Source organism: Stenotrophomonas sp. YJH_SMC_25, from assembly GCF_059369595.1.
On record NZ_JCAFSV010000004.1, the window covers coordinates 92,685 to 113,224 of the forward strand.

Annotated in this window: 17 protein-coding genes; 9 read left to right on the forward strand and 8 right to left on the reverse strand. The window is 66.5% G+C overall.

Going from position 1 to position 20,540, the window contains the following annotated elements; all coding sequences use genetic code 11:
* Window positions 1–5: 5 nt before the first annotated feature.
* Together AC5P7E_RS06995 and AC5P7E_RS07000 are read right to left on the reverse strand one after the other, a co-directional pair.
* Window positions 6–749 carry a FadR/GntR family transcriptional regulator gene (locus AC5P7E_RS06995; protein WP_005409753.1) on the reverse strand — a complete coding sequence of 248 codons (744 nt, stop codon included), beginning with the start codon at window positions 747–749 and terminating at the stop codon, window positions 6–8.
* Window positions 750–851: 102 nt separating this feature from the next.
* Window positions 852–3,743 (reverse strand): TonB-dependent receptor, encoded by a 2,892-nt coding sequence (locus tag AC5P7E_RS07000; protein ID WP_242877807.1) that lies wholly within the window; start codon window positions 3,741–3,743, stop codon window positions 852–854.
* Window positions 3,744–3,984: 241 nt separating this feature from the next.
* On the opposite strand from AC5P7E_RS07000, the gene AC5P7E_RS07005 reads away from it, so the two are divergent.
* From AC5P7E_RS07005 to AC5P7E_RS07035, 7 genes are all read left to right on the forward strand, one after another.
* Entirely contained in the window at window positions 3,985–5,424 is a 1,440-nt protein-coding gene (locus AC5P7E_RS07005; RefSeq protein ID WP_114618370.1) for a polysaccharide lyase 6 family protein, read from the forward strand.
* A complete protein-coding gene (locus AC5P7E_RS07010) occupies window positions 5,421–7,646 on the forward strand; it encodes an oligoalginate lyase (protein ID WP_114618369.1) in 2,226 nt (741 codons plus the stop codon). Before AC5P7E_RS07005 ends, AC5P7E_RS07010 begins: the two co-directional genes overlap by 4 nt.
* Window positions 7,643–8,947 (forward strand): MFS transporter, encoded by a 1,305-nt coding sequence (locus AC5P7E_RS07015; RefSeq protein WP_024956790.1) that lies wholly within the window; start codon window positions 7,643–7,645, stop codon window positions 8,945–8,947. The genes AC5P7E_RS07010 and AC5P7E_RS07015 overlap by 4 nt, the downstream gene beginning before the upstream one ends.
* Window positions 8,948–8,989: 42 nt before the next feature.
* Window positions 8,990–9,742 (forward strand): SDR family NAD(P)-dependent oxidoreductase, encoded by a 753-nt coding sequence (locus AC5P7E_RS07020; RefSeq protein ID WP_005413520.1) that lies wholly within the window; start codon window positions 8,990–8,992, stop codon window positions 9,740–9,742.
* 21 nt (window positions 9,743–9,763) lie between these two features.
* Complete coding sequence (locus tag AC5P7E_RS07025; protein WP_114618368.1) at window positions 9,764–10,951, forward strand: GDSL-type esterase/lipase family protein; 1,188 nt, start codon at window positions 9,764–9,766, stop codon at window positions 10,949–10,951.
* 10 nt (window positions 10,952–10,961) lie between these two features.
* Window positions 10,962–11,981, forward strand: a complete 1,020-nt coding sequence (locus AC5P7E_RS07030; protein ID WP_114618367.1) for a sugar kinase — start codon at window positions 10,962–10,964, stop codon at window positions 11,979–11,981.
* Window positions 11,982–12,042: 61 nt separating this feature from the next.
* Complete coding sequence (locus AC5P7E_RS07035; RefSeq protein WP_062607114.1) at window positions 12,043–12,972, forward strand: DUF6708 domain-containing protein; 930 nt, start codon at window positions 12,043–12,045, stop codon at window positions 12,970–12,972.
* Window positions 12,973–13,030: 58 nt separating this feature from the next.
* Here AC5P7E_RS07035 and AC5P7E_RS07040 read toward each other — a convergent pair whose 3' ends face one another.
* Both AC5P7E_RS07040 and AC5P7E_RS07045 read right to left on the reverse strand, forming a co-directional pair.
* Window positions 13,031–14,482, reverse strand: coding sequence for a S41 family peptidase (locus AC5P7E_RS07040; protein WP_114618366.1), 1,452 nt, complete (start codon window positions 14,480–14,482; stop codon window positions 13,031–13,033).
* A gap of 87 nt (window positions 14,483–14,569) precedes the next feature.
* Window positions 14,570–16,144 carry a S15 peptidase family protein gene (locus tag AC5P7E_RS07045; protein ID WP_088429737.1) on the reverse strand — a complete coding sequence of 525 codons (1,575 nt, stop codon included), beginning with the start codon at window positions 16,142–16,144 and terminating at the stop codon, window positions 14,570–14,572.
* Window positions 16,145–16,944: 800 nt separating this feature from the next.
* Between AC5P7E_RS07045 and AC5P7E_RS07050 the strand changes: the two genes are divergently transcribed.
* On the forward strand, window positions 16,945–17,685 hold the full coding sequence (locus tag AC5P7E_RS07050) for a DNA/RNA non-specific endonuclease (RefSeq protein ID WP_088429735.1): 741 nt from the start codon (window positions 16,945–16,947) through the stop codon (window positions 17,683–17,685).
* A 104-nt stretch (window positions 17,686–17,789) separates the two neighbouring features.
* Window positions 17,790–18,485, forward strand: coding sequence for an HAD family hydrolase (locus tag AC5P7E_RS07055; protein WP_111193696.1), 696 nt, complete (start codon window positions 17,790–17,792; stop codon window positions 18,483–18,485).
* 6 nt (window positions 18,486–18,491) lie between these two features.
* Here AC5P7E_RS07055 and AC5P7E_RS07060 read toward each other — a convergent pair whose 3' ends face one another.
* Genes AC5P7E_RS07060 through AC5P7E_RS07075 form a run of 4 tightly spaced genes read right to left on the reverse strand, consistent with a single transcriptional unit; the run spans window position 18,492 to window position 20,539 of the window.
* Window positions 18,492–18,722 carry a hypothetical protein gene (locus AC5P7E_RS07060; RefSeq protein WP_033834252.1) on the reverse strand — a complete coding sequence of 77 codons (231 nt, stop codon included), beginning with the start codon at window positions 18,720–18,722 and terminating at the stop codon, window positions 18,492–18,494.
* The gene (locus tag AC5P7E_RS07065; RefSeq protein WP_049450762.1) at window positions 18,719–19,144 is read right to left on the reverse strand and encodes a VOC family protein; all 426 of its coding nucleotides are present in this window, start codon (window positions 19,142–19,144) and stop codon (window positions 18,719–18,721) included. The genes AC5P7E_RS07060 and AC5P7E_RS07065 overlap by 4 nt, the downstream gene beginning before the upstream one ends.
* Before the next feature lie 10 nt (window positions 19,145–19,154).
* Window positions 19,155–19,616 (reverse strand): helix-turn-helix domain-containing protein, encoded by a 462-nt coding sequence (locus tag AC5P7E_RS07070; RefSeq protein ID WP_099474460.1) that lies wholly within the window; start codon window positions 19,614–19,616, stop codon window positions 19,155–19,157.
* Window positions 19,613–20,539: a LysR substrate-binding domain-containing protein gene (locus tag AC5P7E_RS07075; protein WP_114618364.1), complete on the reverse strand. Its 927-nt coding sequence runs from the start codon at window positions 20,537–20,539 to the stop codon at window positions 19,613–19,615. The genes AC5P7E_RS07070 and AC5P7E_RS07075 overlap by 4 nt, the downstream gene beginning before the upstream one ends.
* Between the last annotated feature and the right edge of the window lies 1 nt (window position 20,540).

Below are 20,540 nucleotides of genomic sequence, written 5' to 3' on the forward strand. Positions count from 1 at the left end.
GTTACTCAGATACGCGTCGTGGCCATGAACCGTTCGCGGTCCTGCTGCGTGCGGCGGCGGATCTCCTCCAGCGCCTGGCTTTCGGTCGCCTGCAGCATGGCCTCGAACAGGCGCTGGAAGTGATGGCGCATCGCATTGCGCGCGGCCACCGGATCGCGCGCGCGCAGGGCTTCGAAGATCGCCATGTGCTCGTCGGCACGGCTGGCGCCATCATCATGGCAGACCCGTGCATAGACCTCGGTTACCCGCGGCAGTTCGCTGCGCATGCGCCAGATCTGCTGCACGAAGAACTCCACCACCGGGTTACCGGAAAGCCGTGCGATGGCCAGGTGGAAACGGCGGTCGTACTCGCCGGCTTCCGCGTCGCTCAGGTCGCGACGGCACAGCGCTTCGGCCAGCGCCTGCAGCTCGGCAATGCCGGCATCATCCAGATTGCTTGCCGCCAGAGCGGCGGCCTCGGCCTCGAATACCGCGCGGGCAGCGGTGAGGTCGAAGGCGCTGACATCCGGCAGCCCGCCGGGCGCCTGCGTCGGGCGCGGCTTCACATGCACGCCCGAACCGATGCGGATCGCGATCCAGCCCTGTGCTTCCAGTGCGATCTCGGCTTCGCGGATGGTGACCCGGCTGACACCGAACCGTTCGGCCAGTTCACGCTCGCCCGGCAGCCGCGAGCCCGGCGGGAATTCGCCGTCCTCGATCAGCTTGCGGAGCTTGGCAGCGATGGTCTGGTAAAGGCGGTTGGCGGACATGCGGCTGACCCTTGGCGATTCCTTCCCGGTCCCTGCCCTGCCACCGCGGCCGGCAAGGGTCCGGTTGGAGCGACGGCGCGACCACTGGCCGCGCCGCCCTGTTCAGAACTTGTATCGTACACCGAAATACGCACGCCGCCCGTAGGTCACCACTTCGCGGAAGTTCCCATAAAGCGGCTGGTAGGCCACGCGCGGCTCGTTGGTCAGGTTCATCAACTCCAGCGACAGCGACAACTGCTTGTTCACCCGATAGCGCAGGCGCAGGTCCACGCTGGTGTTGTCATCGTAGTAGCGGTTCTGCTGTGCGGTGTTGCCGGTGAAGTCCTGGTAGTAGTGCGAGCGGAACTTGCCGATGGCCTGGATGTTGAAGCGCCCGACGTCCCAGTAGATCGAGCCGGACAGGACGTGCCGCGAGAAGCCGCTGAGGCCCGCCGGCGGCACGATCGCCGGAATGATCGTGCCGTCACTGGCCAGCTGCTCGCCCAGTCGCGAGTCCTGGGTCCGGTAGTCGGCATCGGCGTAGTTGTAACTGACCTTGAAGCCCAGCCCGTCGAACGGCTTGGGCAGGTACGACAGTCGATGGGTGGCGGTCAGCTCGAAGCCGGTCAGCGTGCTGTCCTCGTCGGTGGTTACCTGCTGGCGTACCGGCACGGTCACGCTCTGGCCGTCGATGGTGTAGGTCTCCGGCACCAGCGCAGTGGCGGTGCCGCCGTTGAACTGCTTCCAGTACACCGCGCCGGCCAGCATCGTGTCCGGGTTCGGGTACCACTCCAGTGACAGGTCGCCGTTCCAGGACATCAGCGGCTGCGCGGCGGGGTTGCCGCTGGCGCTGATGTCATCCAGCGCGTCGGCCAGATTGCCGTAGGTGGCATCACTGCTCACGTTGATGGTGCGCCCGGCACCCAGCGCGGCGATGTCCGGCCGTGACATCGCGCGGTATGCACCGACCCGGAGCAACACGTCCGGGCGCAGTTCGAAGGCCGCGTTGAGGCTGGGCAGCAGCTTGTCGTTGCCCGCCTTGAACACCTGCGTGCTGTACGCACCGGTGGGTTGCAGGCGGATCGTGCCGTCACCATTGTCCTCGATACGCAGCCCGGTACGCACGCCTTCGGAGCGAACATCGGTCTTGACCCAGCGCAGGCCGAGGTTGCCGGTCACCGGCAAGCCGAACAGGCTGCTGCTGAACTCCCCCATCAGATAGAGCGCGCGTGTCTTCTCGGTGATATCGACATTGTTCGGATCCTGGAAACCCGGATCCAACCCACTGTCGAGGCTGCCACGGAACGACTGGTACAGGCAGTTCGGATCGAAGTACGCCCACGAGGAGATCGTGTTGCCGCTGGCGGCATCCATGAAGTCATCCTGTGGGAACGGCGCGCGGCAGGCCTGGTTGGCGGCGATGATCTTCGCCTTGTCGGCCGCCACGCGCTGGTCGTAGTCGCTTACCAGGGTGTTGTCGCGCAGGCGGTAGTCCGCCTGGCTGGCACGCACGCCACCCTTGATACGGGTGAAGAAGCCGGACTCCGGCATGAAGCTGGCATCGAAGCGGCGGGCCTTGATCCTGTGGTCGTTCTCCGTTGCGCTGGAGGTGACGCGCGCCGCGCCGGTGTAGGCGTCCCAGTTGTTGGGGTCGAAGTTCGGCGCCAGCGCGACACTGGGCACTTCGCCGTGCCAGTCCCAGTCATAGTCCACGTAGCCGGTGGCACCACTGCTGATGCCCGGCACGATGGCATTGTTGACGTCGCGCTGGTTGGCACGAAGGCGGGTCATGCGCTCGCTGTCGAGGCGATTGGTGTGCGAGTACGAAAGATCCGTGGACAGTTCCCAGGCCGGGGTCGGTCGCAGGATCAGGTTCAGGCCACCCCCGGTGTACTCCTCGCCACGCCAGTAGCGGTTTGAGGTGGAATCAATCGAGGTGCTGCCATGCAGGTGGCGCACGATGCCGTCCTCGTCCACCTCGCGCCGGGTCATGCCACGGCGGGCGTTGGACAGGCTCAGGTCGCTGCGGTTCTCGTACCAGTTGCGCTCGGTGTGTTCGAAGTCGAGGTTCACTTCAACCACGTCATTGGGCCGCCACTGCAATGCGGCGAACTCGCTCTGCCGGTCGTTGCGCTCCTGCTTGAGCCGGTAGATGCGGCTGCTTGGCACCAGGTAGTACGGCGCGCCGTTGGCGATGGCCTGCGCGGACACTTCATTGCAGTTGGCATTGCCCACGTTCTGCGTGCCATCGCAGGCATACCAGGTGGAACCGCTGGTGATGCTCTCTTCCGGGTCGGTGCCGTCCAGGCGCTGGAAGCCCAGCGAGATGCCCAGCTTCTGCCCGTTGCCGAACTCGAACTGGTCGATGTAGCTGGCGGTGCCGCGATAGCCGATGCCTTCGTCGTCGCGGTACTTCTTGTCATACTCGGCCCAGCTGCCGCGCAGGTCCAGCTGCGCCGCACGCTTGCCGTACTCCAGTGGGCGCACTGTTTCCAGGCCGATGGTGCCAGCCACGCCGCCTTCGATGATGTCGGCGCGCTGGGTCTTGTAGATGGCCACCGTATTGATCAGCTCGGCGGGGAACATGTTGAAGTTCACCGAGCGGTCGCCGCTGCCGTTGGTGATCTCGCGGCCATTGAAGTTGGTGCTGCTGAGGAAGGCACCCAGGCCACGGATGGAGATTTCCGAGGCGCCGGTCTTGTCGCGGGTCGAAGCGGCGCCGGTCAGGGTCTCGATCGCATCGGCCAGCGAAGGCGCCGGCAGGTCGCCGATGTCATCGGCCGAGAGCACGTCGGCAATGACCGTGTCATCGCGCTTCTTGTTGATCGAACTCTGCATCGATTCGCGGATGCCGGTGACCTGCACCTGGTCCAGCGTGGTGGGATCCTGCCCTGCCGCGTCCTTGCCGGATTGCGCCTGGGCCGTGGGCAGCCCCGCCAGCACGGCGAGCAGCGCCACGATCAGGGGTGTGGGGGACAACGAGATGCTGTGCACTGCTCCGGCGGGTCGCCGCATGGTTTCCTCCTCCCAAAGGATCGCCTGCATGCCAGGCGTGGGACGCAGCTTCGGCACGGCGACATGAAAATGTCAACCAATTGGTATGCGATTGTTCAAATGCCTTTGATCCATACCACTTGATCGCAATTTAATGTGCTCATGCAGCATGACTTTGCGCGAAAGCTGGCTTACAACAGACCCGAAAGTGGTATGCAGGCCCACCCTGAAACGACGGCCCGGCCGTCCCTGGAAGGATTTCATGCGCATTCACTCGCTGGCGCGTCACCGATCCAATGATTCATGGCCGTTTTGCCTGACCACTGGTCTGGCAATGTGCCTGACCACTTCAGCAGCAAGTGCAGCCAGCTGGCTCGTCCACGATGTCGCGGAGTTCACTACCGCCGCCTCGGCGCTGCAGCCTGGCGATGAGATCGTGCTGGCTGACGGCACCTGGACCGATGCCAGGCTGCTGCTTAAGGGTCAGGGCACGGCAGCCGCACCGATCGTGCTGCGCGCGCAGACCGCCGGCAAGGTCGTCCTCAGCGGACGCTCGGACCTGCGCCTGGCCGGGAACTACCTGCAGGTGTCCAACCTGGTGTTCCGCAACGGCTATGCGCCGGGTGATGCGGTGGTGGCGTTCCGCGAGTCGAGCAAGGCAGTCGCCAGCAACAGCCGCGTCACCGGCCTGGTGATCGATGACTACACCAACCCGGATGCCAGCGACCAGGACTACTGGGTATCGCTGTATGGCAGCAACAACCGGTTGGATCACAGCCAGCTGCGCGGCAAGACCAACGCCGGGCCGACCGTGGTGGTGGTGCGCGATGCCACCCAGGGCCTGGACAACCAGCACCGTATCGACCACAACTGGTTCGGGCCGCGCCCGGCGCTGGGCGTCAACGGGGGCGAAACGATCCGCGTCGGCACCAGCGACAGCTCACTGAGCGATTCCAACAGCACGGTGGAGAACAACTGGTTCGAAGGCTGCGACGGCGAGACCGAGATCATCAGCAACAAGTCCGGCGGCAACACCTACCGCGGCAACGTGTTCTACCGTTCGGCCGGCGCATTGACCCTGCGCCATGGCAACGGCAACCGGGTGATCGACAACGTCTTCCTCGGCGATGACAAGGCCGGCACCGGCGGCGTACGCATCATCAACGCCGACCAGACCGTCAGCAACAACTACTTCGAGCGGCTGGCCGGGTCCAGCAACCGTTCGGCACTGGCGGTGATGGATGCGCAGGCCAGTCCTCCGCTGTCCGGCTATGCGCCTGTGGTGAATGCCACGATCAATCGCAACACCTTCGTGGACGTGGCGAAGATCAGTTTCGGCGTCGGCCACGATGAAGCCAAAGGCATCGTGGTCGCCGCCAGCAGCAGCCGCTTCACCGGCAACCTGATCGTCAACCGCAACAGCAGCAACCCACCAACTGCCGCCAGTTCGCTGGCCGGCATCGACTTCAGCGGCAACGTGCAGTCGCCGGCAGCCAGCACCGTGTTCCCGGGTGGCGTAGAGGGCCGTGGCGTCAGCCTGCAGCAGGCTGCCAGCGGATTGTGGGTGGCCACGCCTGCCCTGCCCGCCGTGGGCGCCGATCCTGCCCTGGCGATGACCGCGCGCGAGGCGACCGGCGTCGCCTGGTATCCCAAGGTGGGCGAAGTTGCCCTGTCACGCACCCGCAATGGAGTTGATCGATGAGGTTGCAGCCGCTGTTCGTCTCCCTGGCCTTGACCTGTCCCGTTGCCTTGATGCCGGCCCCGCTGCTGGCGGCTCCGGCCACCGTCGCGCGACAGGCCGAAGCCGCACCGGTGTTGGTCACCGCCGCACAGTGGCAGCAGATGGCCAGTGAAGGCAGCCGCTACCCGTGGTTCGCCAAGGAGCAGGCGCGCACCGAGGCAACGCTGAAGAAGATGATGAAGGCCGGTATCGACGTGCCGGTGCCCAGGGACAAAGGCGGCGGGCGCACGCATGAACAGCACAAGCGCAACTACCAGGCACTGTTGGCGGCGGGCACGCTGTACCGGTTGACCGGCGACAGGGCCTACGTGGACTACGCGCGCGACATGCTGCTGCAGTATGCCAAGCTGTACCCGACGCTCGGCCCGCACCCGGAAGGCAGGGGCCAGATTCCCGGCCGCGTGTTCTGGCAGGTGCTCAACGATTCGGTATGGCTGGTCAACGCCATCCAGGGCTATGACGCGATCCGTGACGTGCTGTCCGCCGAGGACCGCAACACCATCGAATCGAAGGTGTTCCGGCCGATGGCCGAGTTCCTCGTCAGCGAGCCGAAGAACTACGACCAGATCCATAACCACGCCACGTGGGCGGTGGCCGCCACCGGCATGACCGGCTACGTGCTGCGCGACCAGGAACTGGTGGAGAAGTCCCTGCGCGGCAGCCAGAAGGACGACAAGTTCGGCTTCCTGCGGCAGATCGACCTGCTGTTCTCGCCCGATGGCTACTACGAGGAAGGCCCCTACTACCAGCGCTATGCACTGGCGCCGTTCCTGCTGTTCGCCAACGCCATCGAACGCAATGAGCCGCAGCGGAAGATCTTCGCGCGTCGCGATGGCGTGCTGCTGAAGGCGGTGGATGTGCTGGTGCAGTCCAGCTATGGCGGCCTGTTCTTCCCGATCAACGATGCGATCCTGGACAAGGGCATCGACACCGAAGAGCTGGTGGCCGGCATCGGCATCGCCTATGCGCGCACCGGTGATGACCGCCTGCTGTCGGTGGCCGAGCAGCAGAAGCGCCTGCTGTTGTCACCCGAAGGCCTGCAGGTGGCGCAGGCACTGGCCGCCAACAAGGCCAAGCCCTTCGACTACCGCCCGATGCTGCTGCGCGACGGCCCCGACGGCGACCGCGGCGGCCTGGCGATCCTGCGCATGAACGGCGAACGCGGCCAGGCACTGGTGCAGAAGGACACGATGCAGGGCATGGGCCACGGCCACTTCGACAAGCTCAACTGGCTGTTCTACGACAACGGCAACCCGGTGGTGACCGATTACGGCGCCGCCCGCTTCCTCAACGTGGAAGCCAAGCGCGGTGGCATCTACCTGGCCGAGAACCGCAGCTGGGCCAAGCAGACCGTGGCCCACAACACCCTGGTGGTGGACGAGCAGAGCCACTTCAACGGCGACTGGAAGCGTGGCGAGGCGCATGCCCCGCAGGTGCGCTTCTTCCAGGCCGACGCCGATACCCAGATTGCCTCGGCAACGATGCGCGATGCCTATCCCGGCGTGGCGTTCACCCGCACCCAGGCGCTGCTGCGCCACCCGGACCTGGGCCTGCCGGTGGTGCTGGACCTGCTGCAGGTGCACGGCGACAAGGCCGCGCGCTACGACCTGCCGCTGCACTTCAACGGCCACATCGTCACCACCGGCTTCGAGGCCGAGCACTTCCCCAGCCAGCGCCCGGTGCTGGGGAAGGACAACGGCTACCAGCACCTGTGGCTTGATGCACGCAGCAAACCCGGCAGCGAGCCGCGGTCGCTGGCGTGGCTGCTGGACGGGCGCTTCTACACCTACCGCTTCGGCAGCAGTGCGCCGGCGCAGGCGCTGCTGGTGGAAAGCGGTGCGAACGATCCGGAATTCAACCTGCGCCGTGAGCCTGCCCTGCTGCAGCGCGTGGACGGCCACAAGGACGTCACCTTCTTCAGCGTGCTGGAGCCGCATGGCGAGTACAACGGCACCGCCGAGTACGTGCACGGCGCCGACAGCCGCATCAGGGACATCGTGCGCACCCGCGGCAGCGATGCCGAGGTGATCGAGCTGCGCCTGGCCAGCGGTGCACGCATCGCCTTGGGTGTGGCCGACGACAGCAGCGCCAAGGGCGAGCACAGCGTGACCGTCGACGGCCACGTCTACCGCTGGAACGGCAGCCATGCGCGCCTGGACCGCAGCAAGGGTGACGGCAAATGAACGGCCCTGCGGTGGTGGCCAAGCTGCGCAAGGTGCCGGTGCGTTCAGCCGTGCGCTGGCTGATCGTGGGCCTGATTGCCGTGGCCACGGTCATCAACTACATCGACCGCAACGCACTGGCGGTGATGTGGCCGGAAATCGCCAGGGAAGTGGGCGCGACCAAGGATGACTACGCCCTGCTGGTGACGGTGTTCATGCTGTTCTACGCCGCCGGCCAGTTCCTGTTCGGCCGCCTGTTCGACATGATCGGCACGCGCCTGGGTTTCGCCCTGTCGATCAGCGTGTGGTCGATCTCCATCGCCCTGCACTCGATCACCCATTCGATGCTGTCCTTCAGCCTGGTGCGGGCGATGCTGGGCATCAGCGAGGCCGGTGCGTGGCCGGGCGCGGTGAAGGCCAATGCCGAGTGGTTCCCGGCGCGCGAGCGCGCATTGGCGCAAGGCGTGTTCAACGCGGGTGCGTCGATCGGCGCGATCGTGTCCGCACCGGCCATCGCCGGCTTGTACCTGTGGCTGGGCTGGCGCGGCACCTTCGTGCTGGTCGGTGCAATCGGTTTCCTGTGGCTGCTGCCATGGCTGTTTGTCTACCGCGCCGGCCCGGACAAGCACCCGTGGGTGAGCGATGCCGAGCGCCGGCTGATCCAGGAAGACCAGGCCGGGCAACAGGCGGTGGTGGCGCCGAAGGCCAGCGTTCGTGAGCTGCTGGCCCACCGGCAGAGCTGGGGCATGCTCGCCTGCCGCTTCCTGCTGGACCCGATCTGGTGGCTGTTCGTGTCCTGGCTGCCGATCTACCTGGCTGAAACCTTCGGCTTCGACATCAAGCAGATCGGCCTGTTCGCCTGGGTTCCGTTTGTCGGCGCGATGCTGGGCAGCCTGAGTGGTGGCTGGTTGTCCGGGCGCCTGATACGCGCCGGGCACAGCGTGGACCGCGCCCGCAAGCTGTCCATAACGCTGGGCTGCGTGGTCATGGCTCCTGCCCTGCTGGGTGCCGTGCTGGCCAACCAGCCGCTGCTGGCGGTGCTGGCAATCGCTGCGGTGCTGTTCGGCTTCCAGGTGGCCATCGGCAACATCCAGACCCTGCCGGGCGACCTGTTCGACGGCCGCTCGGTGGGCACGCTGGCAGGCCTGGGTGGCCTGGCCGCCGTGGCCGGCACCTTGATCACCACCTGGCTGGTGCCGGTGCTGACCCGCCACTCCTATGCCCCGATCTTCATCCTCGTTGCCGCCCTGGTGCCGCTGTCGCTGGCCGCGCTGTGGTGGTGGACCGGCCCTATCCGGAAGCTCGACCGCCGCGGCGGTTGAGCCCACGTTTTTCATTCCCCCGCAAACCAAGGAGTTTTCCGCATGTCGTTCCAGGACAAGGTGGCCATTGTCACCGGCGGTGGCCGCGATATCGGTCGCGCCGTTTCGATCAAGCTGGCTGCCGCCGGTGCACGCGTCTGCATCAACTACGCCAATGACGAGGCCAGTGCCCAGGAAACGCTGGCACGGATCCAGGCGGCCGGTGGCCAGGCCATGGTGCATCGCGCCGACGTCACCGATGCCACGGCCGTCGCCGGCCTGGTCGCTGCGGCACAGGCCGCGTTCGGCGAGCGCATCGACCTGCTGGTGAACGTGGCCGGTGGCATGGTGCAGCGCCGGCCGCTGGCCGACATCGACCCGGTGTTCTTCCACACCGTGATGGACCTGAACCTGACCTCGACCTACCTCACCACCCACGCGGTGGTGCCGCACATGCGCGAAGGCGCGGCCATCGTCAACTTCGCCTCGCAGGCAGGTCGTGATGGCGGCGGCCCGGGCGCATCGATCTACGCCACCGCCAAGGCGGCGGTGATGACCTTCACCCGCGCCATGGCCAAGGAGCTGGGGCCGAAGGGTATCCGGGTGAACGCGCTGTGCTGCGGCATGATCGCCACCCGCTTCCACGATGAATTCACCAAGCCGGAAGTACGCACAGCCGTTGCCGGCGCCACCCCGTTGCGCCGCCAGGGCGCGCCGGACGAAGCCGCCGACGCTGCGGTGTTCCTGGCCTCGGATGCGGCGGCGTTCATCACCGGCGCGAATCTGGACGTCAACGGCGGCACCTACTTCTCCTGACACCTGACCGGACTCCTGCCCATGCAGCGCTGGACACTTCTGTTTTCATTGACGCTCTGCTCCGCCATGACGGCGCCCGCTACGTGGGCCGCACCCGTGTGGGTCACTGCCTGGACGGCCGCGCCCGCGCCCGACCGCAAGGACGGAACGTCCGATGCGCCGGTACAGTTCGCCGCACAGACCGTGCGCCAGGACATGCGTATCGGCAGCCGTGGCGATGCGCTGCGGCTGCGCATCAGCAACGAGCTCGGCACGGCGCCCTTGCGGGTCGAGGACCTGCGCGTGGGAGTGAAGAACGGCAAGGCCGCACCGCTGCGGGTAACGGTGGATGGCCGCGCGGTCATCGAGGTGCCGGTCGGAGCCGCGCTGCTGAGCGACCCGGTGCGGATGCCGGTGGCGGCGCTGCAGGAGATCAGCGTGAGTGCCTATTTCCCGCAGCCCACCCGCCCCGCCGTGCGCCGCACCGAGCTGCGGGTCGCAGATGGCAGGCAGACAGCCGTCGCCGACAGCGTGCGGCTGAGCTACCAGCAGAACGTGTTCTCGGCAGTGATGGTGCAGCGTGATGATCGTCCCCAGGTAATCGTGGCGCTGGGCGATTCCATCACGGAAGGCGCCACCGCACGCCGCGGCACCTTCAACCAGTGGCCGGAGCGGTTGGCGCAGCGCCTGCAGCAGGCCTGCCCGAACCGGTTCGTGGTGCTCAACCAGGGCATCAGCGGCAACAAGCTGCTTGACCATGGCCGCAGCCACAGTGCGCTGTCACGATTGGATCGCGATGTGATCGCGGTGGCCGACGCCGATCAGGTGATCCTGTTCGAAGGCATCAATGACATCCGCCACGGCGGTGGCGCGCAGCCGCTGCCTGGACGCAATGCGGCGGACATGCTGCTGGGCTATCAACAGGTTGCGGCGCGGCTGCATGCGCACGGCATCCGCGCCTGGCTGGGTACGTTGACCCCGTTCGGCGGTTCCGAGCGCTACGAGCCCGTGTCCGCCGCCACCCGCACCACGATCAACCAGTGGGCACGCGGCGGCAACAGCGGCTTCGACGGCATCATCGATTTCGATGCCGCGCTGCGTGACCCGAAGGCAGCCGAATCGCTGCCCAACGAGATCACCCGCGACCATCTGCATCCCAACGACGAAGGCTACCGGCGCATGGCCGATGCCATCGATCTGCGCATGCTGGGCTGCACTACCCCCGAGTGAGAGAGAACCGATGAGCCACGTCGTTTGTTTCGGTGAGTTGCTGCTGCGCCTGGGCGCACCCGGTCGTGAACTACTGCTGCAGACGCCGCAGCTGCAGGTCCATGTGGGAGGCGCCGAGGCCAATGTGGCGGTCTCGCTGACCAGCCTGGGCCACGATGTGCAGATGGTCAGCACGGTACCCGGTAACGCGCTGGGCCGGCATGCTGTGGCCGAGCTGCGGCGGCATGGCGTGGGCGTGGGCGCCGTGCGTGAAGTGGAGGGTGACCGCATGGGCCTGTACTTCCTGGCGACCGGGGCGGTGCAGCGCGCCAGTGAAGTGGTGTATGACCGGGCCGGCTCTGCATTCGCAAACAGCAATGCCAGTGACCATGCGTGGCCCGCCCTGCTGTCCGGCGCGCACCTGCTGCATGTCTCGGGCGTCAGTCCGGCGCTGGGCGCCAACCTGGCCGAGTCGGTGCTGGGTGCCGTGCGTACGGCTCGCGCGGCCGGTGTCCAGGTGTCCTTCGACGGCAATTATCGTCCCTCACTGTGGCGACGCTGGGATGGCGACGCAGCGGCGATCCTGCGCGAGGTCTTCGCCGAGGCCGACATTGTCTTTGCCGATCATCGGGACATCGAACTGGTGCTGGGGCTGCACTTCGCGCAGGACGATGCGATCGCCCGAACCGAGGCCGCTGCGGCCGCTGCCTTTGCCGCGTTCCCGCACCTGCGGTGGCTGTCCTGCACCCAGCGCGAGGTGATCAGCGCCGACCATCACGTGCTCGGTGCGCTGCTGCTGGGACGCGATGGAACCCGCGCGCAGGCTGCTCCGAGGCCGCTGCCCGGCATCGTTGATCGCATCGGCGGTGGCGATGCCTTTGCCGCCGGCATCCTGCACGGATTGCTGTCCGGTCTGGACGCAGAAAGCACCGTCCGCTTCGGACTGGCCGCGGGCGCGTTGAAGCACGCCATTCCCGGCGACTTCAGCCCTGCCCGCGAAGCTGAAGTCCGGGCACTGATGGAGAGCCACCCGTTCGACGTTCGTCGCTGATCTCCCCCCGGGAGAATCCCGCTAGAATCCAACGGGCGCTGGAATCGCGCAGGAATCGCCCATGGATTACACCGGATACACGCGCAAGTTTCCCAACAACCGCCCACTGAATGCGTTTGATCGCGAGCACCGCCTGCTGCAGAAGAAGCGGCTGGATGTCGTGCCGTTGGCGCAGCTGTGCGTGGTGAAGATGAATTCGAACGGCCTGGTTTCGGTGGATCGCTGGTTCGCCGCGCGTGGCTTTGCAGCCCTGCTGGGCGCGATCGGCATTGCCTTCGGGCTGGGCGGCATGCTGATGCTGCTCTGGTTGCTGATCGTGAACAGGCTGCCCAACGAAAACGGCCTGTGGGAGGCGATATTCATCGGCATGGCGATGCTGGCCGCCTTCACTGCAGCGAGCATCTGGGTGGCTTGCCTCGAGCTGTTCCGCTGGACCTACTATCCGATCGCGCTCGATCGCAAGCACCGGCAGATACACGTGTTCCGGCTGGATGGCACCACCCTCAGCGTGCCCTGGGACCAGGTCTATTTTACGCTTGGCCGCGGAACCGGAACCTTCGGATGGTACAACTGGGATGTCCGCGGACTGATCCTGGACGCGGATGGCGTCACAGTACGGGAGACGTTCGCGTTCTCCATCGCGACCTCTCGCATCGAGAACGCACATGCCCACTGGGAGTTCCTGCGGCGCTACATGGAAGAAGGACCGGCAGCCGTCGTGGACGCGGTGCACTACTGCATGCCGCTGGACGGCAAGCACGAGAGCTTCGCGTCCGGCAAGGAGCGCATCTTCGCCGAAGACGCGCAGCTCCCGGGTTTCATGTGGCTCACGATGCTGCCACTCAACTACCTGCACACGATCATGCGCTGGGTGGTGATGCAGACCAGCAGGATTCCGCGGTTTCCACCGGACATCGAGGCGCGCTTGACACCGGACGCTGGTGATCCCTGTGTCCGCGACGCTTCGATGAATCCACCGGACCTGCGCTGACCCAGCGTTGCGTCCGGCAACAGCACGTGGGAATCCCGCGTCACGGGCAAGCGCGTCCTCATAGCGCCAGCAGCCACGCTTCCAGTGCGCGTGTGTCCCGCATGTCGCAGTCATAGCGACGATCCGGAACATGCGGTTCATTGGAACCGCGCACCCGGCCTCGGAAAACCTTCATCGGTACGGAAATCCTGGCCAGGCCGCTCGGCAGCCGCTCCGGCCTGACATCCATGTAGAGGCTGTCGGCCGAAGTCTCGACGCCGACCTGCATCGCGCCCAGCCGTTTCCACAGATCCAGTGCATCGAGGCAGGCCGAGCCGCAGGAGGCATCGGCCACGATCACCACCCTGCCCCTGCGCAGCGGAGCGGCCGGGCCTGCGGTTGCAGCTGTATCTGCCCTGGCCTCGGATGGCTCGCGCCACACTGCCTCACCCCGGCCGCGTGCCTGTGCCATGCCCGTCGTCACCGATTCCAGCATGCGACGCAGCTCTGGCGACGCGTCGGGCGCCTGCACCAGCTTCTGCAGGAAGCCGCGCAACTGGGCGATGTTGGCCTCGGAGGTCCGCCACTCCACCCAGCTGGGATCGGACAGCGCGTCCACGGCGGCACGGCCCCAGATCAATCGCGCCAGTTCGATGCTCCATTGCGAAGCACCGCCACTGTTGCCACGCACATCCAGCACGACCAACCGTGCCTGCTGCAGTGCTTCGGCTTTTGGAGCAAGCTGCTCGAGCAGCGCGGTCAGTTCCTTGAAGTTCTGCTCCGTAGGGTCGGCATTGAAGCTGCTGGTGGTGATCCAGTAGCCGCCATCGGGCATGATGTGCCAGCCATTGGCCGGGCGGAAGCTGCGACGGGTATCGGCCAGGCGCGCCTTGCGCTGTGCCGCCTGCAGTGGCTGCCACTGCAGCGCGTAGGGCTTCTCGCGTCCATCCACCTGAAAAACGCAGCTGCGCAGCGTGGGCACGAACGGATTGCCCTGCTCCAGCAGCACTTCACCACCACCCTGGATGCGGCTGGCCTGCAGGTTCCAGCGCCCGCTGAAGTCACCCACCCGGCGCGCAGCCAGTGTCTGCGCATCGATGCCGTCACAGGACAGCAATCGTGCTCCAAGTGGCGGATGGCCTGGGCCACCGTCCATGGTCATGACCACCTGCGCATCACCGTCGAAACCCGTCAGGAACCCCGGCCACTGCGTTGGAAGATCGGGAGCGTCGGCAAGCGCGTTGAGGCTGACGTGGCCGTCATTGAAGGAGGCTGCGTAACCCTTCATCGCCCACCAGTAGCCTGCGAAGCTGTCGACATTGGCCGCGCTCGAGCGGGCAAGCGCCGAGGCGGCCTTTAGCTGCGGAACGAAACCCGGATTCCGCAGATCCACGGCGCCCGGATGGCTGCCGCGCATGGCGGCGTCGGCAGCGTCCAGATCCTTCAACAGCGTGTCCGACCAATCGCTCGGCGCGCCTTGCGCGGCGGGCGCCGCAAGCACCGCACCGAGCAGCAGCCCTGCAATGACCATGGATTCATCCCTTTGCCGGAACAAACGCCAGTCTCGCAGTTTTCCAGCCTGGCGTACCGCGCCCGCCGCAACGGGCGCGGCCTTCCATCAATGCAGCGGCAGCTTCAGCATCGACGGCGCGTTCGCCGGTGAACTGAAGGTCACCGTGCCACCCAACTGGCTGATGCCTGCGTAGCGCAGGTCCACGGTGTCCATCACCAGGGTCAGACGACTGCCGGCCGGCACGTCCCAGCTGCTGGCCTCCAGCCGCAGGTCGATGGTCTTCGCCTGCCCCGGCGTGGCACCCCGCAGCGTATAGGGCTTGTGGCTGATCAGCTGGCCATTGCCCAGCACGTCCTCGGCATAGAGATACGCATACAACGTGGTGTCGGCGCGGCTTGGCGTGACCGTCACCCGCACTTCCGGCGCGCCATCCAGACGGCGTGCACTCCAGTAGATCGGCCCTTGCCAGACGCCCGCGGCGTTGCGCCCGACGAACGGCACATAGGCGCCCGGTGGCAGGTTGATCATCTGCAGCGCGCCGGACGCCATCACCACGCCCGAGTTGGCGGCCGTCAGCAGGCCGCTGCCGATGCGGTAGCTCCAGCCGGTGCCGCCACCGTTCGCCACCAGTCCACCGGTGGGCTGCAACAGCCCGCTCGGCGCGGTCAGCCCGTAGCTCACCGCGCCGGTCCGGGTAGCCTGCCAATCCGGATAGTGGCTCCAGCTGCCCTTCTGTGACTTCAGCTGCACCGCAGGCTGCCGGTCGATGCCATTGGCCACCCCCTTCAGGTAATGGTCGAACCAGTCGCCCACCGAATCGTAGACCTCGTTGGGAACACCCAGTGCGCCAAAGGCTTCGTTGAGCGCGTGATCGCCGTGGCGCAACTGCAGCTGCTTGGGGCCCTTCAGGCGGTTGAAGAAATCGACCAGCTGGCCCGGCGGGAACAGGCTGTCGTTGAAGGCGTTGGCGAGGAACACCGCTGGCTGGTTGGCGTTGATCTCATCGATGCTGGCCCCGGGGCTGCGCTGCGCCGCCACCGGCAACAGCGAGTCCACCGCGCCCTGGTAATTGCCGACCAGCACATTGCGATTGATGGTGGACAGCTCCGGTCCCGGGCGACCGGTGGCCAGGCCTGCGGCAACCAACAGCGCGATGCCCTGTGCGCTGGGGGTGTCGTTGCTGTACAGCGAGGCCTGCAGGTCGGCCCATCCACTCAGTGCAGCCACTGCCTTGATGCGCGGATCGCGTGCGGCCGCCAGCAGACTGGTACCGGCCCCATAGGAGATGCCCGATACGCCGATTCGTGACGGGTCGGCGCGGGTGTTGTCCAGCGCCCAGTCAATCAGTGCACTGACGTCCTCGACCGTGGCCGGCCCGGCGATGTCGATGCTGCCGCCGGACTCCCAGAAGCCACGCGAGCTGTAGCTGATGACCACATAGCCGCGCCGGGCCAACGACTGCGCCACGCCCACGTACTCCACGCTGGGCACGGCCCAGCTGCTGGGCATCACCAGCAGCGGATACCGTCCGCTGCCCGCGTCCTGCGGTTCGATGACGAAGGCCCCGAGAGGCGTTCCATCCCAGCTGGGAATGGTGCGATGGGTGGTCTTGACCGTGGCCGCCCAGGCGGTGGGCGCCAGCCCGGTCAGCAGGATCAACAGCAGCACTACCTTGCGCATCGTGGTCTCTCCCCGTCGGTGGTGGTGCAACGGATCGGACCGTACCAGTGCGAATGGTGGGTGGCACCTTGCGACGCAGCATGGCGCTTTCGAAGCCGGCGGCCGGCTGGATCGATGCAGGATCACATTCAGGCGCGGTGAATCACCCACGCCACCATGCCCGCAAGTGGCATCAATGCAAGTGCGGCAACGACGCCCAGGCATCCAGACGCCCCGCGGTGCGGCGCGGACGCCTGCGGATGCGATCGCAGCCAGGTGGCATGACACGCCCTGCAGTAGAAGCGCTGCTTCCCGGCGCGCCAGGCGCCACTGGTACGTTCGTCATGGAGGGCAGCGTTGCCGCAGCGCCCACACTTGAAGCTGCGATGGGGCGGGCGTCTCTGTCGACGCAGCGCAGCCACGATTGCAACCCCGATCAGGGCAGCAGCAGCGCCCCCTGCAAGCAGTTCACTGTGGATCATTCGCCTTGCTCGATCCTGCGGTTTCCGGTCCTGCTGCGCAGGATATCGAGTCGTACACCCCCTGCGCTACGACGCCCTAGCACGCGCGCATGTCACCCACGCGGCGCATGATCTGACACCTCTCCAGTGCTTGCGCGCTGTCACAGCTTCGCCTTTTCGTCGTTGACCGAAAGGCGACAGCTTGTGACGCTTGCGACACCGCAGGGCCTGCATTGCCCCACCGTGCGGTCAGGTCCCACCGCAATCCGTAGCACCCGTCTCCGCAACGCCCTCCCATGACTTCGCCTCGGCCTGGTCGTGGCGGACGGCTGCGCCCTGAACTTCTGCTGGAGAACCTCAATGCGCCTTGCAAGCTTCTTCTTCGCGTTCGTCCTCAGTGCCTTCGCCGGCGCTGCCCAGGCCCAGGTCGTCACCCTCAACAAGGGCGGCTTCGTGCTCACCTACGACTGCAGCATCCACAGCGCCACCCGCTACGAATACACCCTGACCGCAGACACCGGTTCGGCCGCGCGGCCGTCCAGCTTCTACAAGGATCCGGACCTGCCGGCAGGCTGCCTCGGCCAGACCAGCACCACATCCTACGCCAGCATCAAGTCCGGCTATGACCGCGGCCATCTGGTGACGTCCAACCACATGGACTACAACGCGACCTACATCCGCCGCGCCAACTACATGACCAACATCGTTCCGCAGGTGTCCAGCTTCAACCAGGGCATCTGGGTGAAGGCCGAGAACGTGGCCGAGTGCTACCGCGACATCGCGCCGGTGGATGTCTATGGTGGCGTGGTCTACGGCGACGCCTCCAACGACTACTTCCTTTCCAGTCACGGCATCCCGACGCCGGAGTTCTTCTGGAAAACCATCATCACCCGAGACCCGAACACCGGCACCGCCAAGGCGATCAGCTGGATCATTCCCAACGAAGCCAATCTGGGCAGCCTCGACAGCTATCTGGTGACCATCGCCGATCTGGAGGAGCTGCTGGGTACGAGCTACGTGGCGATCAACGCACCGGCCTCGTTGAAGAACATGCTGCCGGCCAGCACCTGGCCGCAGCCGGCGGGTTGTGACCTGGGCTGACCGGCTGGCCGGGAATGGGTGGCACCCGGTCCGGGTGCCACACAGGGATGGCTGTGGGAAAATGGCGGGCAATTGCGCCACTGCATTGCCCCCTGGAGCTGTAGATGTCCCGTTTCCCGTTTGATGCCGTGCTGTTCGACTGCGACGGCGTACTCGTCGATTCCGAGCCGCTGGTCGCCCGCGTTCTCTCGGAAATGCTGACCGCACGCGGCTGGCCGCTGACCCCGGCGCAGGCGGGTGAAGTCTTCCTCGGCCAGTCCGTGGCCCATCTGGCAGGGCTGATCGCAGAGCGCACCGGCAAGCCATTCACCGAGGAATGGCTGGAGGAGTTCCGCCAGCAGCGCAACCAGGCACTGGAACGTGACCTTGAAGCGATCCAGGGGGCACCCGAGGCCGTGCGTGCGATCGCTGCGGCCACCGGCGGGCGGATCGCCTGCGCTTCCGGTGCCGACCTGCACAAGGTGAAGCTGCAGCTGGGCAAGGTCGGCATCCTTGATGCCTTCGGTGCCAATGTGTTCAGTGGCCAGGACATGCCGCGCACCAAGCCGCACCCGGACGTGTACCTGGCTGCAGCTGCAGCGCTGGGCGTCGACCCGACGCGCTGTGCAGTGATCGAGGACACCGTCACCGGTGCCACTGCGGGCGTTGCCGCAGGCGCCACCGTGTTCGGCTTCAGTGAGGGTGGCCCGCACCACAGTACACCCGAAGCCCTGCGCGCAGTCGGTGCAAAGGTGATTTTCCAGCGCATGGACCAGCTGCCGGACCTGCTTGCCGCCTACGCGGTGGACGCCGTCGCCTGACCCTGCTCAGCCCGCAGTGCCCAGTGCGGCGCTGCGGCGCTTTCCGGCGTAGTGCAGCGCGAACAGGTACAGGCCAGTGAACAGTTGCAGGAACAGCGGCGGCAGCGGCGAATAGGTGATCCACGCTGCAGGTTCGCCCTGCCCCAGCCCGCGAACGGCGAAGTTGGCGATCACCGCCAGGGTGAATACGATCGAGGTCCAACGATGCACGGGCCGTGCCCAGCCACCGCGGCTCATTGCCGGCGCCTCGCTTCGGAACGGGCTTCGATCATCTTCCAGCCATTGCCTGACGGGTCACGGAATCCGGCGTCGACGGCGCCATAGCGCTCGATCGGCTCCTGGGTGAATTCCACGCCCTGTGCCAGCCATTGCGTGTAGCGCGCCTGGCAGTCATCCACGGCCAGCACCAGCGGCGGCATTGCGCCCTTGGCCACCAGCTGCTGCAGCGAAAGCGCGGTAGCGGCGTCGTGGGTGGGCGGGCCTGGCACGAACAGGCCCAGCTGGAAACCGTCCTGGCCCGGGCTGCGTACCGTCAGCCATCGGTAGCTGCCATTGCGTACGTCGGTATGCACTTCGAAGCCGAGCTTGCCGACGTAGAACGCCAGCGCCTCATCCTGGTCGCGCACATACAGGCCGACCGTGTTCACAGTGTTCGTCATGGGACCTCCCTCAGGTGGGGTCCACGTTAGCAACCGCCTCGCGGCGGCGCTTCTCCAAAACTGCGATCTTCAGGTCCGGACGCTGCGCGGCGCGTGCATGGCATTCCGGCACGCTGGCCGACGCCGCCCGGGTTGCACGCTCACGCTCACGCACATTGCCCGGGCTGTCACCGGTGATGTCACGGAAGATGCGGCCGAAGGTACCCAGACTGTTCCACCCGGTCTGCGCGGCGATTTCGGTGACCGGCAACTCGGTGTCACGCAACATCGCCACGGCCCGTTCGATGCGCCGGCTGAGGAGATAGCGGTGCGGTGGCAGCCCGAAGGCCTGCTTGAACGAGCGGGCGAAGTGCGCCGGCGACACCGCACTGACCTCGGCCAGGCGCGCGACCGGCCATTCCTCATGGCTGGCGCGGTCCATCCGGTCCTTGGCACGCAGCAGGCGCCGCAGCAGTTCGGGGCTCTGGTTCATGGCACCACCGCCTGGGCCAGGTAGTGGCGTGCCGCGTGCCGCGCCTCAGCGGCCTGCTCGACCAGCCAGTCACGCAATGCAATGACCTTGGCACTGCCATTTCGCGCCGTGGGTGCCACGAACCAGAAGCTGCGACCGTCGCTGGCGACACCCGGATGCGCCTGCACCAGCCGCCCGCTGTCCAGCTCGGCCTGGAAAAGGATCGGCGAACCAATGGCAATGCCTTGCCCGGCGATCGCGGCGCCGACATCCAGATGTTCGACGGCAAAGGGCGCGACGAAACTCTCCGGTGCCGGCGGCGGGATGTGCCCGTGCGCGGCAAACCACAGGGCCCACCAATCCGGCCGCCCGAGCAGGGGAACCTCCAGCGCGCTGCTGCCCAGCCCACGCGCCTCGTGCAGCAGCGCCGGCGCACACAACGGTGTGAACACGCTTGGAAACAAGGGAGTTGCCTGAAGACCCGGCCATTCGCCCTGGCCATTGCGGATGGCGGCATCGAAGTGACCGGCGGCCAGATCCTGCGGCGCTGCCGACAGGTCCAGTTCCAGCACGAACTGCCGGTGGCGGGCGCGGAACGTGCCCAGCCGCGGCGTCAGCCAGCTGGTGCCCAGCGTCGGCAGCACGGACAGGCGCAGTCGCGCCGCATCCCTGTCAGCGGCGCGCATGAAGCTGGCGCGCAGTGCATCGAATGCCCGGGTCGCCTCCTGGGCGACGCTGGCACCCGCCACCGTCAGTTCCACGTGCTGTGCGTGGCGCAGGAACAGGCAGATCCCGGTCTGGGCCTCCAGCCGCCGCACGTGGTAGCTCACCGACGCCGCACTGGTGTCAAGCTCTTCGGCGGCGCGCGCGAAGCTGCCCAGCCGCGCCGCCGCCTCGAAGGCACGGATGGCGGCAAGCGATGGCAGCTGGCGTTGGGTGACCATA

Bases quoted from the DNA above. Each gene is read 5' to 3' on its own strand.
- AC5P7E_RS06995 (WP_005409753.1), bottom strand. From the start codon at position 749: ATGTCCGCCAACCGCCTTTACCAGACCATCGCTGCCAAGCTCCGCAAG.
- AC5P7E_RS07000 (WP_242877807.1), bottom strand. From the start codon at position 3,743: ATGCGGCGACCCGCCGGAGCAGTGCACAGCATCTCGTTGTCCCCCACA.
- AC5P7E_RS07005 (WP_114618370.1), top strand. From the start codon at position 3,985: ATGCGCATTCACTCGCTGGCGCGTCACCGATCCAATGATTCATGGCCG.
- AC5P7E_RS07010 (WP_114618369.1), top strand. From the start codon at position 5,421: ATGAGGTTGCAGCCGCTGTTCGTCTCCCTGGCCTTGACCTGTCCCGTT.
- AC5P7E_RS07015 (WP_024956790.1), top strand. From the start codon at position 7,643: ATGAACGGCCCTGCGGTGGTGGCCAAGCTGCGCAAGGTGCCGGTGCGT.
- AC5P7E_RS07020 (WP_005413520.1), top strand. From the start codon at position 8,990: ATGTCGTTCCAGGACAAGGTGGCCATTGTCACCGGCGGTGGCCGCGAT.
- AC5P7E_RS07025 (WP_114618368.1), top strand. From the start codon at position 9,764: ATGCAGCGCTGGACACTTCTGTTTTCATTGACGCTCTGCTCCGCCATG.
- AC5P7E_RS07030 (WP_114618367.1), top strand. From the start codon at position 10,962: ATGAGCCACGTCGTTTGTTTCGGTGAGTTGCTGCTGCGCCTGGGCGCA.
- AC5P7E_RS07035 (WP_062607114.1), top strand. From the start codon at position 12,043: ATGGATTACACCGGATACACGCGCAAGTTTCCCAACAACCGCCCACTG.
- AC5P7E_RS07040 (WP_114618366.1), bottom strand. From the start codon at position 14,482: ATGGTCATTGCAGGGCTGCTGCTCGGTGCGGTGCTTGCGGCGCCCGCC.
- AC5P7E_RS07045 (WP_088429737.1), bottom strand. From the start codon at position 16,144: ATGCGCAAGGTAGTGCTGCTGTTGATCCTGCTGACCGGGCTGGCGCCC.
- AC5P7E_RS07050 (WP_088429735.1), top strand. From the start codon at position 16,945: ATGCGCCTTGCAAGCTTCTTCTTCGCGTTCGTCCTCAGTGCCTTCGCC.
- AC5P7E_RS07055 (WP_111193696.1), top strand. From the start codon at position 17,790: ATGTCCCGTTTCCCGTTTGATGCCGTGCTGTTCGACTGCGACGGCGTA.
- AC5P7E_RS07060 (WP_033834252.1), bottom strand. From the start codon at position 18,722: ATGAGCCGCGGTGGCTGGGCACGGCCCGTGCATCGTTGGACCTCGATC.
- AC5P7E_RS07065 (WP_049450762.1), bottom strand. From the start codon at position 19,144: ATGACGAACACTGTGAACACGGTCGGCCTGTATGTGCGCGACCAGGAT.
- AC5P7E_RS07070 (WP_099474460.1), bottom strand. From the start codon at position 19,616: ATGAACCAGAGCCCCGAACTGCTGCGGCGCCTGCTGCGTGCCAAGGAC.
- AC5P7E_RS07075 (WP_114618364.1), bottom strand. From the start codon at position 20,539: ATGGTCACCCAACGCCAGCTGCCATCGCTTGCCGCCATCCGTGCCTTC.